This window comes from Microbacterium sp. CGR2, assembly GCF_003626735.1.
Lineage (GTDB): Bacteria > Actinomycetota > Actinomycetes > Actinomycetales > Microbacteriaceae > Microbacterium.
This window is the reverse complement of record NZ_RBHX01000001.1, coordinates 1006917-1022390: the sequence shown is the minus strand read 5'-3', so window position 1 is coordinate 1022390 and position 15474 is coordinate 1006917. Positions and strand designations below refer to the sequence as shown.

The window sequence follows — 15474 nt, the reverse complement described above, 5'->3', positions numbered from 1 at the left end:
CGTCAGCGGCTGAGCGGATGCAGGCGCTCAGAGCGCGCCACAGCATCCTGGTCGCCGCACAGTTCGAGCCAGTTCGCGAGAAGACGGTAGCCACCCTCGGTGAGCACGCTCTCCGGGTGGAACTGCACCCCGTGGATCGGAAGGTCCCTGTGCGCGAGCGCCATCACCGTGCCTGTCTCGGTCCAGGCGGTCGCGATGAGATCGGCGGAGAGGCCGGATGCGGGGAGCGCCAGCGAGTGATATCGCCCCGCGTCGAACGGTGACGGGATGCCGGCGAACAGAGCCGACCCGTCGTGCGTCACGGCCGAGACCATGCCGTGCATGAGCTCGGGGGCCTCGCCGACCGGAGTGCCGAACAACTCGCCGATCGTCTGGTGTCCGAGACAGACTCCGAGCGTCGGCATCCGCAGCCGTGCGGCGATGCGCGCGGCGTCCAGCGACGAACCTGCCTCCGCGGGGGTTCCCGGGCCGGGAGAGAGCAGGAGGGCGTCATACGTCGGGAGAAGCTGCTCGAGCTCGACAGCATCCGTCGTGTCCGCTTCGATGAGCCGTGTCTCGGCGCCCAGCTCGTGCAGGTAGCCAACCAGGGTGTGCACGAAGCTGTCGTGGTTGTCGACGACGAGAACTCGCGTCATTCGACGTCGACCTCGCCCGGGGTGATCAGCGGACTCACCCAGGGGAAGACGTACCAGAACAGTCCGTACAGCACGGCAGCGAGCAGGATCAGAACGATGATCACGCGCAGCCACGCCGGACCGGGCAGCAGGCGCCAGAGTGCGGCGTACATCAGTCATCTCCCTTGTCGGCAGCCATGGTCACAGCGATGGTGAGGCCGGCGGTGGTGGCGGGTCGGTGAGGGCTGAGGGCGGGCCCTCGGCTCGCGGTTGGAAGCTCTCGAACACTCCGTACGCGATGATGCGTTCGGCGAGGGAGTAGAGCGGGGAGCAGGCGGTGAGCGTGATGAACTGCTCGCCGGTCTGCTGCTCCGGCATCTGCGGAACGTCTGCGAGCACCTCAGTCTGGGTGGGAGTGACGTACTCCAACGTGCGGAAGCGGTAGACGTACCACCCGTCGGGCGTCTCGACCACGATCGCATCGTTCAGGTGGAGCTTGTCGAGCTGATTGAAGGGCTTCCCCCACGTCGTCCGGTGTCCGGCCAACGAGAAGTTGCCGACCTCACCGGGCATCTTCGAGTCTTCGTAGACGCCGATGCCCTTCTGGTCGAGCGTGCGCGCCCTGCTGGTGCCCCCGTAGATCGGGAAGTTGTAGTTCTCGCCGAAACGGGGGATCTGCATCGACCCGAACAGCTCGGCGTCGCCGGGCGCTTTCGCCACCGGAGCCTGGTACTGCGTCGTCCCGTCGTCGGTCTCGATCAGCGGTGGCGGGGGCGGAGCTTCGCCTTGGGCCAGCTCCTGCGAGATCGCTGCGCCCTCATCGTTCTTCTGAGCGCTGATGATGATGTCACCGATCCACATCTGCCACGCGACGAACAGCATCACGACCACTCCGGCGGTCAGGAGCAGCTCGCCCAGGACGCTCGCGAACGTCGCGCGCGAGCGCGGACGCCGGCGGCGTGGGCGCCGCGCCCCGGGCACGGCGGATGCAGTCATGGCGCGATCTTATCGGCAGGCGCTGAACGACTGGGTGTGCAGAGGGCGTCATGGGTAGAATGTCGGCATGGCCCGTGAGCGTAAGAGTGAAGAACCCGTCGTCGAGCGCGCCGAAGGCGAAGCGGCCCCCAACGCGGTGTGGTTCAAGCCGGTGATGGTCGGCTTCATGCTGCTGGGCCTCGCCTGGATCCTCGTCTTCTACATCTCCGGCATGCAGTTCCCGATCCCGGGGCTCGACAACTGGAACCTGGCCATCGGCCTCGGCATCGCCCTGATCGGCTTCCTCATGACCACGCGCTGGCGCTGACCAGTCGCTCCTGCTTTTCGAGGCCCTCCGCGATGCGGGGGGCCTTTTCTCTGCCGCCGCGCGTGCCTCGCAAAGTTATCCACAGACTTGTGCACAGCCTGGGGAGAATTACACCGGTGTTATTCACAGAGATCGACAACCCTGTTAACAACCGTGGATCAGGACAAAATGATCAGTGGCGGCACGAAGGCGACGACGACCAGCAGGAGCACGACCAGCGCCGCGAGCAGAACGATCTGCCAGGTGCGCTGTTCTCGGCGCCGCGTCCGGGTGTAGATCAGCGCGATGAGCGCGCCGACGATCGCGCCTCCGAGGTGGGCCTGCCAGGCGATGTTGCCGATGAAGAACCCGAGCGCGAAGTTGATCCCGAGGATCACGAGCAGACCGGTGACATTCGCCCCGATGTGCCGCCCGATGATGAGGAGGGCCGCCATCATGCCGAAGATCGCTCCGGAAGCGCCGACAGTCGCGGTGTTCGGCGCGAGACAGGCCACCATCACGGAGCCGCCGAGACCGCTGACGAGATACAGCGCGAGGAACCGGGCACGGCCGAGCATCGGCTCGAGACTCTGCCCGAGCATCCATAGGGCGAGCATGTTCAGCGCCAGGTGGATGAAGCCGCCGTGCACCAGCATCGCCGTCACCAGTCGCCACGGTTCGAACGGGTAGATCGAGAGGTTCGGGTAGAGGTAGGGCGCAGCGAAGAGCAGGGCGTTCGTGATCTGCCCGCCGATGCCGGGGATCAGCTGCAGCAGCCCGATGAACGAGGTCACCGCGAGCAGGGCATAGGTGACGACGGGCTTGCCGCTGCGGGCGGAAGCCATGACGGTGCCTGCTGCGCGGCCCGACCAGCGTCGTTCCGCGCGCTTCTGCGCGGGGGTGCGGTTCTTGCGCTCTGCGTTCATGCACTCCGGGCAGATGACGCCGACGGGCGCCTGGGTCTGGCACTCCGGGCAGATGGTGCGGAGGCAGCGCTGGCAGAGCACGAAGCTCTGCCGATCCGGATGCCGGTAGCAGAAGTTGTCGCGGTTGCCCGCGAACTCAGGCGTGGTCATCCGGATCGGCCGCAGCAGTCGTCAGGCGGCGACGATGTCGATCGACTGGAGCACGACCGGCTCGACCGGGCGGTCGCCGGCAGCGGTCGGCACGGCAGCGATCGCGTCGACGACAGCCTTCGAAGCGTCATCCGCGACTTCGCCGAAGATCGTGTGCTTGCCCTGAAGCCACGGGGTGGGGTCGGTGGTGATGAAGAACTGCGATCCGTTGGTGCCCTCGGGCTTGCCGGTGATGGCGTTGCGACGGAGGCCCGCGTTCGCCATGGCGAGGATGTACGGCGAGTTGAAGTCGAGCTCCATGTTGATCTCGTCGTCGAAGTTGTAGCCGGGGCCGCCCACACCCTGACCGAGCGGGTCTCCGCCCTGGATCATGAAGTTGGGGATGATGCGGTGGAAGATGATGTCGGTGTAGAGGGGACCCTCGCCCGGCTTGCCGGTGGCGGGGTCGGTCCACTCCTGGGTGCCGTCGGCGAGGCCGACGAAGTTCTTGACCGTCTTCGGAGCGTGGTCGCCGAAGAGGTTGATGACGATGTCACCGTGGTTGGTGTGCAGGGTTGCGACGTGGGAAGCGTGAGCCATACCCTCATTCTCGCAGAGCTTCCCATGAGTTCGCCCGTTCCGACCCGCACGCAGGCGCGAGGTACGTTAGCGCGCGGGATTCCCGTTGGCAAGGGTTCATGTTTTCCTGCCGCGCATCCAGGCTCGTCTGGCAAGATGGGGAGCCCGCACGCAATGGACAGGAGAACATCGTGAGCCTCAGCCGCAAGCGGAAGAAAGAACTGCGCAGACTGCAGAAGGAAGCGACCCAGCTCTGGGAGTCGCAGCAGGTTGTCGTCGGTCACGCCGCCGATGTCGCGCGTGAGGCCAGCCGTCAGCTCGGCAGCCTCGGCCGCGAGCAGGTGGTTCCTGTAGTGCAGGACACCTACAACCGTCGCCTCGCCCCCGTCGTCGACCGCACCGTCCAGGTCGGCCGCCACGTGGTCGACGACAAGGTCGTTCCGATCGTCGGCGGTGTCGTCGGCAGCGCTCTCACCGCGTGGGACTTCGCGAACGCGAAGCGCCACGGCCAGCCCGCGCCCGCCCCCCGCGGCCCGTTCGGCAAGCAGAAGAAGAGCGGACCAGGCCTCGGCTCGATCGTCGCGATCGTCCTCGGTGCTGCCGCAGCCCTCGGCGTGCTCTACGCCGCGTGGCGGGCGCTGCGTGCCGACGACGAGCTCTGGGTCGCGGACGACCCGCTCTCCGCACCCGACGCGTGACTCCGTCTGATCCCGCCTCCGTCGCTTCGAGCGGCGGAGGCGATCAGCATGCCCGGGTCCGTGAAGCGGCGGCCGCCCGCGGCCTGACCGTCGACATCCAGAAGCGACCGGCGGCGAACAGCCTCTTCGAAGCAGCGGAGATCCTCGGCATCCCGCCGTCCGGCATCGTGAAGACCCTGGTGGTCAAGAGATCCGACGACACCTACCTCTTCGCGCTGGTGCCGGGAGGCCGCTCGATCTCGTGGCCGAAGCTCCGCGCCGTGGTGGGCGTGAACAAACTGCGTCTGCCCGAACCGGATCTGGCGCTGGCGGCGACCGGCTATGAGCGAGGCACCATCGTTCCGATCGGCAGCACCACGGACTGGCCCGTCTACGCGGACGAGTCGATCGCGGGTCAGCGCATCGCTATGGGCGCGGGGACCCACGGCCACAGCCTGTTCGTCGACGCCGACGCGTTGATCGCGGCCTACGGTGCCACGGTCGCCGACATCTCCGTGCCAGAGCAGCCGCGAGGCTGAACTTCAGAGGATGCCGGCCATCCGCATCGCGATGTCGACGAGCTTGACGCGCTGCAGTTCAGCGACAGCGCTGAGCGCGAACCACTCCGCCATGTCGGTGGAGCCATCCGTCTCGAAGCGCAGCTTTCCTCCTGTGACCTCCGCGCGATAGACGATCCGGAGGGTGTGCAGCGGCTCGCCCGACTTCTGCACACGCCGACTCGCGGGGATCACCCGCGAGTGGATGCCGAGGAGCTCGCCGACCTTCACGGTGTAGCCGGTCTCCTCGCGCACCTCGCGGCGCACCGCGTCTTCCGGTGCTTCCCCGGGTTCGAGCCCGCCACCGGGCATCGTCCACGCCATTCGGCGCCCCTCGGTCCAGCGCGCGAGCAGCAGGCGGTCGTCGTCATCAGTGACGACCGCGTATGCCGCCACACGCAGGTCCATGGACTTCACCATAGTGGCGCGGCGGGTGACCACACGTTGGTTGCGCGGGAGATCGATCACGAATCAAGAAGCGCCCTGTGCACGGCATCCGTAACCTGAGATCCACACAGACCACCGCAGGAAAGGACGACCATGGCTGACAACGAGAAGAACTTCAGCAAGGAAGAGCGCGAGGCCATGCAGGCCGCCGCGAAGGAAGCGAAAGCCAAGCGCTCGCGTTCCAAGAAGACGCCCGAGGAACAGCGTGCCGCCGGCGAGGCCGATCTCATGGAGGCGATCGCCAAGTTGCCGGACGAGAACGACAAAGAGCTCGCCACCGGCCTCCACAAGCTCGTGTCCGAGGTCGCGCCCGTCCTCATGCCCCGCACGTATTACGGAATGCCGGCATGGGGGAAGGACGGCAAGGTGCTCTGCTTCTTCCAGCCGGCGAGCAAATTCAAGGTGCGCTACGGAACCTTCGGCTTCGAGCCCATCGCCAACCTCGACGACGGCACGATGTGGCCGACGTCCTACGCCGTCCTCGATCTGACGCCGGTGAACCGCAAGCTCCTGACAGAACGGATCCGGCTCGCCGTGAGCTGACGCCGTCGCGAGCCTCTCCCGACGCGACGAAGCCGCCCTCCCGATGTCGGAAAGGGCGGCTTCTTCGCGTTCGGCCGCGGTCAGTCCGCCTGGCGACGTCGCCGCAACACCAGCACGCCGCCGACGGTGACCAGTACCAGGATCAGGCCGAGGAGTGCGTACGGGATCGCACCCCCGGTCCCGGCCAGTCCGCCACCGCTCGCTGACGCTGCGGCCGTGACCTGAAGCGCGACCTCTGCGCTCAGGCCCGACTCCGCGCCCTCGGCGACCAGCGTGTGCGCACCTGCCGGAGCGGATGCCGGCACGGCCAGGTCCACCCGGAACGCGCCGGTGCCGTCTGCTGTGACCTCGCCGAGCCGGATCGGGTCCGAATGCAGGGTGAAGGCGACCGTCTCCCCCGCCGCGAAACCGCGACCGGCGATCTCGACACTGCCGCCCTGAACAACCTTCTTCTGGGTGATCTCGAGTTCGGCATCCAGCACCGGCGCACTGCGCACGTCGAGCGTGAGCGGTGACGACTCGGAGCCCGCGTAGGACTTCTCATCGGACGGCACGAAGCGAGCAACGTACGTGTGCTTCCCCGAGGTCGCGATGACCACGTCGGCGGTGGCGGTGCCGGCGGTGACGGTGGCCGAGCCCACGACGGTGTCGCCCTCGAGGAACTGCACCGTGCCGTCAGCATCCTTCGGCTTCACCGACGCGGTCAACGCGACCGATTCACCGGCTACCGGCTTCTTCGAGCCTGCCTTCAGCTTCACCGAGGTCTCCTGCGGCGCCGGGGCCTCGGCGGCGACTCGCAGCGACGCCCTGGCCTCGATCTTCGAGATCTCGCCGACCGCCACGACAGGGTGATCGCCGTCTACGGCATCCTTCGGCACGCGGAGCTTGGCGCTGAATGTGCCGTCCTCCTCAGCCTTCGCCTTCGTCGGCTTCTCGTCGTCGATGCGGATCAAGATCTTCTCGCCCGGAGCGAAGCCGGTACCGGTGACGGTGACCGTGTCTCCCGGTCGCGCCTCCGCCGGCACGACGATCTGCGGGTCGAACTCAGGTTCCGGCTCGACGACCACGATCTCGAGCTGCGCGTCTGCCGACTGCACCCCGTCATCCGCCGTGACGGTCACCGTGTAAGTACCCGCTGTCGCGTAGGTGTGGCCTGAAGCGACGACGCCGTCCGTGATGTCGACCGCGGAGACGGGAGATCCGTCGCCCCAGTTCACGTTCGCGGTCGTCTCACCCATGCCGCCGGCGACGGTGGCGAGGGTGGCCTCGAATGCCTCTCCGGCGATCTGCTCCGACACCGTGCCGGGCTCGACGGCCAGCGGCGCACTGGCGGCGCGATCCCCGTCGGAGGCGATCGCGAACAAGTGCACGCGACCGTCGCCGAGGTCACCCGGCTCCTTCGGCATCGTCAGCGACTCGACGACCTTCGGAGCGCCGGCCTCGTCGACATCGAGTGTGATCGGCGCCGTGGCGTAGATGGCGGTGTTCTTGGGTCCGCCACCTTCCGCTCCGGTGCCCGAGAGGCGGCCTTCGGAGACCGTCAGCACCGTGTTGCCCTTGTACGGGTTGCCGGATGCTCCGACCCAGTCGCCGAGGCTGATGGTCACCGGCTGCTCGGAACCGTCGGTGAAGTGCAGCACGGCCTCGGAGTCGCGGTTGCTCTCGGTGGCCGTTCCCACGAACGAGATCTGCGTGGCGTCGGTGCCCAGGGAGAGTTTCACGCTCTGCCCTTCGCCGGTGATGTTGTCGGGCGCGCCCGGTTCCACCGCAGGGAGGTCGTACGTGAGCTCGGTGCCCGGGATCGTCAAGGTCTCGCCCTGCACGAACCCGTCAGCCGCCAGCTTGTCGCGGTAGTAGCCGTGACCCTGCGAGTCGCAGTTGGCTGCGGTCACGCCGAGGTCGCCGATGCAGACGTTGTTGAGCGCACCCACGAACGTCTCGTCACGGTAGACGGCGACCGTGGCGGTGGTCTGAGCGACCGCGCCGCTCGAGTCGCGGACTGTCACGAGCGCCGAATACGTGCCGGGGGCGGTGAAGGTGTGCGGTGCGCTCACCTTCCATCCGCCGAGGTCGTCGCGGACAAGCGTGCCCTCGGTCACCTCGGAGCCGTCGCCGTAGTCGACGGTGACGTCGTAGCCCGCAGCATCCGTCTCGGTCCCGACGATCGTGGCGAGCTGCCCGGCGAACTCGGTGTCCACCGCGACGCGCTGCGGAGAAGCCGCCGAGATCGACAGCCCTTCCGCCGCGGCGGACGAGGCGAACAACTCGATCTCGGACAAACCGAGCGCGGCGCTCTCACCGGTCAGCGTCAGCCGCACGCTCGTGAACCCGTCGCCGTTCTTGGCGGTGAAGGGCCGAGTCTGCGTGTCCCACAGGAAGGATTCGCCGTCGCGACTGTCGATCTCGGTCCATGTGGACCCGTCGACCGAACCCTCGAGGGTCCAGCTCGTGGGGGCATCCGCCTTCGCCGCACTCGTCAGCGTGTATTGACCGATCGACACCGGTCCGGACTGCGACGTCCACACGAGCTCGGCCTTGTTGCCCGGGAAGGCCACCTTCGAATTCATGTTGTCGTCCACAAGCGATCCGACGGGTGTGCCGTCGGTCGCCGTGAGGGACCCGCGGCCCGGCTTCGTCGCATCCACCAGGCTGGCGGGCGCCTCGAGCTTCTCACCGAGGTCCTTCGCCCCCCATGATGTGGGAGTCGCGCTCATCGTGAAGTCGACCTGCCCGCCCTCGCGGATCAGATCGCCGTTGAACGTGGTCTCGGTGATCGCCTCGCCGTTGATGCTCACTCCGGCGACGTAGTCGTTGCCCTCGGCGGCTCCGGGTGCGTTGATCACGAGTTCCTTGTCGCCGATCGAGAGCGTCGCGCTGTCGAACAGCGGCGTGCCGATCGTGTAGTTGCCCGAACCCACCTCCAGCGGGTAGAAGCCGAGAGCCGAGAAGAGGTACCAGGCCGAGAACTCGCCGTTGTCCTCATCGCCCGGGTATCCCTGACCGATGTCGGAGCCGACGAACAGACGGTCCTGGATGTCGCGGATCAGCGCCTGCGCCCCCGCGGGGTCGCCCGCCTCGGCCAGCACGTAGGGGATGTGATGGGCGATCTGGTTCGACATGCCCAGCATTCCGAGACGCACGTCGCGTGCCTCACGAGCCTCATGGATGCCGGAGTAGTCGGCCTTCTCGCGGACGGTGAGGAACTCACGCATCTCGTCGATGAGGCCCTGACGGCCGCCGTAGAGGGCGGCGAGTCCGTCGACGTCGTGCGGGGCGTGGAACGCGAAGGTCCAGGCGCTGGCCTCGGTGAAGGCGCCACCCCAGGCCTTGCGATCGAACTCCGCGCCCGCGGTCCACGAGCCGTCGGCGTTGCGTGACGTGAACGTGCCCGCCTCAGGGTTGTACATCTCGACGTAGTGCGCGGCGCGGGCCTCGAAGTAGGTCGCTTCCTCTTCGAGCTGCGCGACCCGATCGGCCGGGGTCTTCGGGTCCTCGGCGAGCGCCTTCGCCATCTGTGCGATGCCGAAGTCGTTGATGTAACCCTCAAGGCCCCACGACGCGCTCTCGTGCGTGGTCGCTTCGGTGTAGCCGAGGAAGATCGACTGGCCGAGGCCCTTTCGCCCGACGGCGTTGGATGCCGGCAGCACGGTGGCGTTCTTGACAGCGGCGTCGTAGGCCTCGAGGGCGGTTTCCGTGCTGAGCGAACCGGCGAGGTAGGCCTCGGCGAACGCCACGTCCGAGCTGGTGCCGGTCATCAGGTCGGCGTAGCCGGGAGAAGACCACCGGGCGACCCAGCCGCCGTCACGGTACTGCTGCACGAACCCGTCGACGAGTTCTTCGGTCACGTCGGGGTAGAGCAGTGAGTAGAGCGGCCAGGCTGTGCGATACGTGTCCCAGAAGCCGTTGTTGACGTAGATCTTGCCGTCGACGATCTTGGCGTTGGTCTGCGTGTCGGTCGCGGCTCCGGTCGTCGCCGAGACGGGGCTCGCGTACTTGTAGACCGGGTCGGCCTCGGTGCCGGTGTTCTCGAACTGCGAGTTCGGGTACAGGTTCAGCCGGTAGAGGCTGGAGTAGAGGGTGACCAGCTGAGTGTCCGTCGCGCCCTCGACATCGTGGACGACGCTGAGTCGTTCGTTCCACGCGTCGCGCACGGCCGCATGGGCCGCATCGAAGGAGACATCGGCCAGCTCGAAGCCGTGGTTGGCCTTGGCCTGGTCCTGCGAGATGAACGACGATGACAGGCGCAGCTCGACCGAGCGGTCATCCGTCGTGTCGAAGGCGGCGAAGCGGGCGGTGCCGTTGCGGTCACCGCGCGTGGTGGCCCCTGCGTTGGTGGGCTGCCGGTCGAACGTGCCGTAGACGTACATGCGGGTGCGTCCCGGCCATCCGGAGCCGCCGTCGACCCAGCCACTGACCGTGTCACCGGAGATGGTGAGCTTCGACGAGTCGACGAGCTGGTCGATCAGCACCGAGCTCGCATCGCCGGCGAATTCGAAGCGGTAGATCGCTCCGTGGTCGGTGGCGGTGACCTCGGTGTGGATGCCGTTGTCGAACTCGACGCCGTAGATGTCCGGGCGCGCCGTCTCGTTCTCGTGGCGGAACGTGAGCTTGCGATCGTTGAGCGATGACGTCGGGTCGGCGTTCGCCGCGGGCATGACCGCGATCTGGTTGCGGTCGCCCATCCAGATGCTCGGCTGGTGCGACAGTCCGATGCCGTTCAGCGCGGGCAGGTTCTGCGCGTTGTTGGCCCGCTGGTACTGGTAGATGGTTCCGACGTTGTCGGCGTTGGTCATCGGGGTGATGAAGTTGAAGCCGTTGGGCCATGCGGTGGCGGGCAGGTTGTTGCCGCGCGAGAATCCGCCGGTCGAGTTCGTACCGCGACGGGTGTCGACGTAGGAGACGAGTCCGTCAGACGTGTCGCGCTCTTCGGCCGCGTCGATCGAGACGTCGTCGAGCCACCCGCTGAACGCGGTCGAACCGGTCGGGACCTCGATGTTCTTGACGTCGGCGCCCGGGTGGTCGTAGCGGAAGAGGATCTGCTGAACCGTGCGGCCGGCGAACTGGCCGAGGTCGACCGTCACCTTGTTCCACTGGTTCGGCCAGAGGACGTTCGACTGACCCTGCTGGCGTGCCTGCGCGCCGAAGCCGTAGGAGTCGACCGCGCCGCTGGTGGAGAGCGTGGTGCCGTCGTCGAAGAGCAGATCAACCGCGACGAAGGTCGCGGCATACGTCTGCTCGCCGTCGAGGACGGGGAAGACGAGGTAGGAGAGCTCGCTGTCGTCCTGCACGGCGATGCCGGCGTCGTCGTAGAGCACGCTCGTCGACGAGGCGGGGCCTGCGGCCAGGTGGCGGCCGACGTACTGCAGCGCCTTGGTACCGGTGAAGCCGACACCCGTCTTGGCGGTGTCGGAGCTGGTCGGCCCGTTGCCGATCTGAAGCAGGAGGTCGGCCGGCTCGGGAGTCGCGCCGTCGACGGCGATCGGCTCCCAGTCCGCGAGCTGGACGATGTTGGCGCTCGGCGTCCGGGTGGCGAGCACATCGAGGCGGTAGAAGAGGTGCGGCTCGCTGGGGGTCGCGAGTTCGAAGGTGCGCGTCTCTCCTCGCGCGGAGAACTGCTCGCCGGTGCGCTCGTCGACGGTCACCCAGTCGGTGCCGTTGTTCGACGCCTGCACGCGGAAGTCGCGCGGGTCGCGCTCGGGAGCGTCGTTTCCTGAAGTGAGGGTGTACCGCACCATGGGCTGGGCTTCGTCGAGCTCGTATTGCACCCAGGCGGCGTTGGTGAACGCGAGCCACTTCGAGCCGGCGTTGCCGTCGGCGACGAACGCGGCCGCTTCGTTGGGTGTGTTCTCGGCGGATGCCGTCACCGCGGTGACGTCTCCCAGCACGCTGCCGGGTCCGAACTGGCTGCCGGTGACATTGACCGCCTCGCCGGTTCCCGTCAGTACGGGCGCCGCGTCGTCCGTCTCGAAGGAAGAGCCGAAGGCCGTCACTGCGGCGGCGGCAGCGGCCGGCATCGGCGTGAGCATGGCGGCAGTGACCGCGAGGGCCATTCCGGCGGCGGCCCACGAGTGGCGGGTGGGGCGTGCGGGCTTGGGGCTGGGGACCCTCATCGTTGCTCCTTGAAACTTCACTGCTCTGTGTCGTCCGTCTTGCGCGAGTCATTGGGGGGTTCGCGCGACGATATGACACCGCTGTCATATGCTGAGGACGCTATCACAGGGCTCTCGTCGAGTGGAAGATGCACTTCGTATTCCGCGCCGAGATAATGAGCTACCGCCGGCACGGCGGACAGGGGGACGCATGAACAGGCCAGACGACACCGCACCGCGTGCGACGCTCGCCCACGTCGCCGCGCGCGCAGGGGTCAGCCTGAAGACGGCATCCCGGGCCCTGGGCGGCGAGTCGTACGTGAGCGACAAGACGCTCGCCAGCGTGCTGGCCGCCGCGGCGGAGCTCGACTATCAGCGCAATTCCGCCGCCAGTCTTCTGGCGAGCGGGCGCCTCGCGGACTCGATCGGTCTGATCACGGGCGACTTCACCAACCCGTTCTACTCCGCCCTCGCGCAAGCGATCGAAGACGAGATCCGTCCGCACGGCATGCACCTCTCGGTCGCGAACTCCCGCGAGTCCGCCGACCAGGAGCTGCGGGTCGCCCTCGACCTCGCGGATCGGCAGACCAAGGCCGTGATCACCGTCTCGGCGACCGACGATCACGCCGACTACCGACAGCTGCAGTCCCGTGGCATCCCGGTGGTCTTCGTCGATCGTCCCGCGGAGAACCTCGACGCCGATTCGGTCGTGTTCGACAACCGTGCGGGTGGCAGACTTGCGGCCCGACACCTGATCGATGCCGGCCACCGCCGCATCGCGTTCATCGGCGACTACGCCTGGCTCCCCACGTATCGGCAGCGCCTCGCGGGCATGGGAGATGTGCTCGACGGAACGGACGCCGGCTGGCGCGACCTGCTGCGGACGGATGCACACGATGTCGCGTCCTCTCGGGCGTGCGCGCGTGAACTGCTGGCTCTCCCCCACCCACCGACCGCCGTCGTGGCCGGGAACAACCGCATCCTGCTCGGGGTGATGGAAGAGATCTCGACTGCGGATGCCGCGGCCACGCCGGCCGTGATCGGATTCGATGAGCCGGAGTGGGCCCAGGTCCTCGGCATCAGCGTCGTCACCGGTGATGTGGAGGCACTCGGCCGCCAGGCCGCGCGCCTGGCTGTCGCCCGTCTGAACGACCGGACGCGGAGCATCGAGAACGTCGTCCTGCCGATGCGGCTCATCGCCCGGCAGTCGACCGCCGACCCAGAAGGGTGACTTGGCAGCGCACTGGCGATGAAGTCGGATCGCGGCGACGTCTGCGCGCCGGCGACGGTCCGTACAACGCGGTCGTACCCCCCCTGCATCGCCCAAGTCGATGTGGCGCTGTCTGCGGATCTCGCTGCTCTGAGCGATGACGCCGGACGTGAGCTGGCCCGGTTCGACACGGAAGTCGGCACCCTCGCCGGCATGCTGCGGGCCGGCGGTGTCACCCGGAGCGTAACCGTCCCCGTGTCGGCCGGCCTTCTGGGCGACACCGAGCGGTACTTTGCCGCCCTGACCGCCTACCGCGCGGGGGATGCCGGGCCCATCATCGAGACCGTGTCGGATGCTGCGTTCTCAGCGGTCGCGAACGGCCGCTCCCTGGCGAACGATATCCGGCGGATCGGAGAGCGCTGGGACGACGCGGTTCGCGCGCGCAGCGACTCCTCGGTACATGCACTCAAGCAATTGTTGCTGCGACGGCCGGTGATCACCAGCACGCTGGCTGCTACCGAGATCGGCGTCAGCTTCCCCGCCGCTGACTCCGCGATCAAGAAGCTGGTCGATGCGGGTGTGCTGTCGCAATCCAGCGCGGGGCGACGGAATCGGCATTTCCAGGCCACAGACGTCCCCCGGGCGCTGGACGATTTCGGGGCACGCGCGCGGAGACGCCGAGTCAAATGAGGTCCAGGCGCTCGAGAGCGACGCTTCCGACGCCGTCAAGACCCTTGGCCGACGACGGAGACGCCGAGAGACTGCTCACATGAGTCCCGAAGAAGCCGACGCACCCGACGAAAAGAGGCCCGAACGCACTCAGGACGGCCACCACATCATCGTGAACGGGCGCAAGTGGCGGGCCACGGACCCCTCGATCCCCGATACCTTCCGCCAGGAATTGGTGGACGAGTTGATGTCGGCGCGCCGCGCCGTGAAATCCTCGGAGTCGGGTGCACGGAGGCGCGTGCACGACGCGAAGACCGCCCTCGGCGAGCGCGGCGCGCCATGGTGGGAAGAGGGGCGCGGCCAGGATTTCGATGAACGGATCGCTGCCGCGGTCCGCGCCCTCACGCGCAAGCGCGCGGAGTCATCGATCTGCCCGAGCGATGTCGCCCGCGCGATCGGTGGAGCGTCGTGGCGGTCTCGGATGGACGACGTCCGTCGGGTCGCCGCCGAACTCGCCGCCCGCAACGAGGTTGTCGTCACCCAGAAGGGCGAACCCGTGAGCATCGAGTCGGCTCGCGGGCCCGTGCGGATCATCCGCGGCCCTGCGCTCTGACGTCAGGAGCAACGGCGGCAAGCGCGCCCGCGAAGATACCGGCGACAGCGAACTGGCGGGTGAGTCCGTGGTTCGATCGGTCCGACCATCATCGATCTCCGCCGATCGGCCGATGTGTCGGTCGGCCTCCCCGTGGATGCTGGTTGCATGACTCCCGATATCCTCACTCGCCGCGCCGTCTTCACCGAAGGGCGTCTTCGGTGAGGGCCGTGGTGTGCACGGCGTATGGGTCACCGGAGGTGCTCGAGGTCCGTGACGTGCCGAAGCCGAAGCCGCGTGCCGGCGAGGTGCGGATCCGGGTGATCGCGACAACGGCGCACGTCGGTGACGCACGCATCCGCCGCGCCGATCCGTTCCTGGCACGCCTGAAGTTCGGGCTGCTCCGGCCGCGCCGGAACCTGATCCTCGGAATGGAGTTGTCCGGTGTGGTGGATGCCGTCGGCCCTGGCGTGACGACGTTCGCTCCGGGCGACGAAGTCATGGCTTTCTGCGGGTTCGACCTGGGCGGCAACGCTGACTACCGGTGCCTCTCGGTCACCGGTGACAATGCGGAGAAGACGGGTGCTGTCGTGCGCAAACCCGCGTCACTGAGCTTCGAGGAAGCCGCGGCGTTGCCCACGGGAGCGGTGACCGCGCTCAAGAATCTGCACAAGGCCCGCCTCGGCGCGGGACAGAGCATCCTGATCAATGGCGCTTCGGGCAGCCTCGGCACCTACGCGGTCCAACTCGCCAAGCATCTCGGCGCCGAAGTGACAGCTGTCTGCAGCGGGCGCAATCGGCAACTGGTGGAAGGTCTGGGTGCGGATGCCGTGATCGACTACACGGTCGGGGACTTCACGCGCCTCGGTCCACGATTCGACGTCGTCTACGACGCGGTGGGCCTGTCTACACCGCGCGCGTGCCGTGGCTTGCTGCGCCCGGGGGGCCGACATGTGCGGAACATGGGGCTGGGCCGCATCGTGCACGCAGACCTCGAACGTGTCGCCGCCCTCGTCGAGGACGGCGCGCTGCGACCCGTCATCGACCGCGTCCTTCCACTCGACGATGTCGTCGAAGCGCACCGCTACGTCGACTCCGGCCGCAAGCGCGGCAGCGTGGTGCTCGCTCTGTGACGACACGAACGACGTTCCCGAGAGGCG

The 15474-nt window shown here is 67.6% G+C and carries 15 protein-coding genes; 8 read left to right on the top strand and 7 right to left on the bottom strand.

The genetic code is table 11. The features are described 5' to 3' along the window. Positions 1-2: 2 nt before the first annotated feature. The 3 genes from D7252_RS05190 to D7252_RS05185 are packed head-to-tail and all read right to left on the bottom strand — an operon-like array spanning position 3 to position 1610. The gene (locus tag D7252_RS05190) at positions 3-635 is read right to left on the bottom strand and encodes an aminodeoxychorismate/anthranilate synthase component II (RefSeq protein ID WP_120774410.1); all 633 of its coding nucleotides are present in this window, start codon (positions 633-635) and stop codon (positions 3-5) included. Further along, entirely contained in the window at positions 632-787 is a 156-nt protein-coding gene (locus tag D7252_RS19925) for a hypothetical protein (RefSeq protein WP_183055181.1), read from the bottom strand. Before D7252_RS19925 ends, D7252_RS05190 begins: the two co-directional genes overlap by 4 nt. Before the next feature lie 28 nt (positions 788-815). After that, a complete protein-coding gene (locus D7252_RS05185; protein WP_120774409.1) occupies positions 816-1610 on the bottom strand; it encodes a class E sortase in 795 nt (264 codons plus the stop codon). Positions 1611-1677: 67 nt separating this feature from the next. Here D7252_RS05185 and D7252_RS05180 point away from each other — a divergent pair, with 67 nt between their 5' ends. Then, positions 1678-1917, top strand: a complete 240-nt coding sequence (locus tag D7252_RS05180; protein WP_120774408.1) for a cell division protein CrgA — start codon at positions 1678-1680, stop codon at positions 1915-1917. 158 nt (positions 1918-2075) lie between these two features. On the opposite strand, the gene D7252_RS05175 is transcribed toward D7252_RS05180, so the two are convergent. Together D7252_RS05175 and D7252_RS05170 are read right to left on the bottom strand one after the other, a co-directional pair. Further along, positions 2076-2972, bottom strand: coding sequence for a rhomboid family intramembrane serine protease (locus D7252_RS05175; protein WP_120774407.1), 897 nt, complete (start codon positions 2970-2972; stop codon positions 2076-2078). Positions 2973-2993: 21 nt separating this feature from the next. Further along, positions 2994-3551, bottom strand: coding sequence for a peptidylprolyl isomerase (locus D7252_RS05170; protein ID WP_120774406.1), 558 nt, complete (start codon positions 3549-3551; stop codon positions 2994-2996). A gap of 170 nt (positions 3552-3721) precedes the next feature. Between D7252_RS05170 and D7252_RS05165 the strand changes: the two genes are divergently transcribed. Then, entirely contained in the window at positions 3722-4228 is a 507-nt protein-coding gene (locus tag D7252_RS05165) for a DNA helicase (protein WP_120774405.1), read from the top strand. After that, positions 4225-4746 (top strand): YbaK/EbsC family protein, encoded by a 522-nt coding sequence (locus D7252_RS05160; RefSeq protein WP_259461051.1) that lies wholly within the window; start codon positions 4225-4227, stop codon positions 4744-4746. Before D7252_RS05165 ends, D7252_RS05160 begins: the two co-directional genes overlap by 4 nt. Positions 4747-4749: 3 nt before the next feature. Here D7252_RS05160 and D7252_RS05155 read toward each other — a convergent pair whose 3' ends face one another. Beyond that, positions 4750-5172 carry an NUDIX hydrolase gene (locus tag D7252_RS05155; RefSeq protein WP_120776816.1) on the bottom strand — a complete coding sequence of 141 codons (423 nt, stop codon included), beginning with the start codon at positions 5170-5172 and terminating at the stop codon, positions 4750-4752. A gap of 132 nt (positions 5173-5304) precedes the next feature. On the opposite strand from D7252_RS05155, the gene D7252_RS05150 reads away from it, so the two are divergent. Further along, entirely contained in the window at positions 5305-5754 is a 450-nt protein-coding gene (locus tag D7252_RS05150) for a hypothetical protein (protein WP_120774404.1), read from the top strand. 80 nt (positions 5755-5834) lie between these two features. Here D7252_RS05150 and D7252_RS05145 read toward each other — a convergent pair whose 3' ends face one another. Continuing rightward, positions 5835-11864: a GH92 family glycosyl hydrolase gene (locus D7252_RS05145; protein ID WP_120774403.1), complete on the bottom strand. Its 6030-nt coding sequence runs from the start codon at positions 11862-11864 to the stop codon at positions 5835-5837. Positions 11865-12054: 190 nt separating this feature from the next. Between D7252_RS05145 and D7252_RS05140 the strand changes: the two genes are divergently transcribed. The 4 genes from D7252_RS05140 to D7252_RS05125 all read left to right on the top strand — a co-directional run bounded on the left by D7252_RS05140 (position 12055) and on the right by D7252_RS05125 (position 15447). Next, positions 12055-13074, top strand: a complete 1020-nt coding sequence (locus D7252_RS05140; protein WP_183055180.1) for a LacI family DNA-binding transcriptional regulator — start codon at positions 12055-12057, stop codon at positions 13072-13074. Between the two features lie 102 nt (positions 13075-13176). Beyond that, positions 13177-13743: a hypothetical protein gene (locus D7252_RS05135; protein WP_120774401.1), complete on the top strand. Its 567-nt coding sequence runs from the start codon at positions 13177-13179 to the stop codon at positions 13741-13743. 79 nt (positions 13744-13822) lie between these two features. Next, a complete protein-coding gene (locus D7252_RS05130) occupies positions 13823-14335 on the top strand; it encodes a DUF3253 domain-containing protein (protein ID WP_120774400.1) in 513 nt (170 codons plus the stop codon). Between the two features lie 257 nt (positions 14336-14592). Next, positions 14593-15447 (top strand): NAD(P)-dependent alcohol dehydrogenase, encoded by an 855-nt coding sequence (locus D7252_RS05125; protein WP_215110900.1) that lies wholly within the window; start codon positions 14593-14595, stop codon positions 15445-15447. The last annotated feature ends 27 nt before the right edge of the window (positions 15448-15474 follow it).

What these genes read in the sequence shown, in the direction of transcription:
- D7252_RS05145 (WP_120774403.1), bottom strand. Translation starts at nt 11,864, where the DNA reads ATGAGGGTCCCCAGCCCCAAGCCCGCACGCCCCACCCGCCACTCGTGG.
- D7252_RS05190 (WP_120774410.1), bottom strand. Translation starts at nt 635, where the DNA reads ATGACGCGAGTTCTCGTCGTCGACAACCACGACAGCTTCGTGCACACC.
- D7252_RS19925 (WP_183055181.1), bottom strand. Translation starts at nt 787, where the DNA reads ATGTACGCCGCACTCTGGCGCCTGCTGCCCGGTCCGGCGTGGCTGCGC.
- D7252_RS05140 (WP_183055180.1), top strand. Translation starts at nt 12,055, where the DNA reads ATGAACAGGCCAGACGACACCGCACCGCGTGCGACGCTCGCCCACGTC.
- D7252_RS05185 (WP_120774409.1), bottom strand. Translation starts at nt 1,610, where the DNA reads ATGACTGCATCCGCCGTGCCCGGGGCGCGGCGCCCACGCCGCCGGCGT.
- D7252_RS05130 (WP_120774400.1), top strand. Translation starts at nt 13,823, where the DNA reads ATGAGTCCCGAAGAAGCCGACGCACCCGACGAAAAGAGGCCCGAACGC.
- D7252_RS05155 (WP_120776816.1), bottom strand. Translation starts at nt 5,172, where the DNA reads ATGGACCTGCGTGTGGCGGCATACGCGGTCGTCACTGATGACGACGAC.
- D7252_RS05170 (WP_120774406.1), bottom strand. Translation starts at nt 3,551, where the DNA reads ATGGCTCACGCTTCCCACGTCGCAACCCTGCACACCAACCACGGTGAC.
- D7252_RS05180 (WP_120774408.1), top strand. Translation starts at nt 1,678, where the DNA reads ATGGCCCGTGAGCGTAAGAGTGAAGAACCCGTCGTCGAGCGCGCCGAA.
- D7252_RS05150 (WP_120774404.1), top strand. Translation starts at nt 5,305, where the DNA reads ATGGCTGACAACGAGAAGAACTTCAGCAAGGAAGAGCGCGAGGCCATG.
- D7252_RS05175 (WP_120774407.1), bottom strand. Translation starts at nt 2,972, where the DNA reads ATGACCACGCCTGAGTTCGCGGGCAACCGCGACAACTTCTGCTACCGG.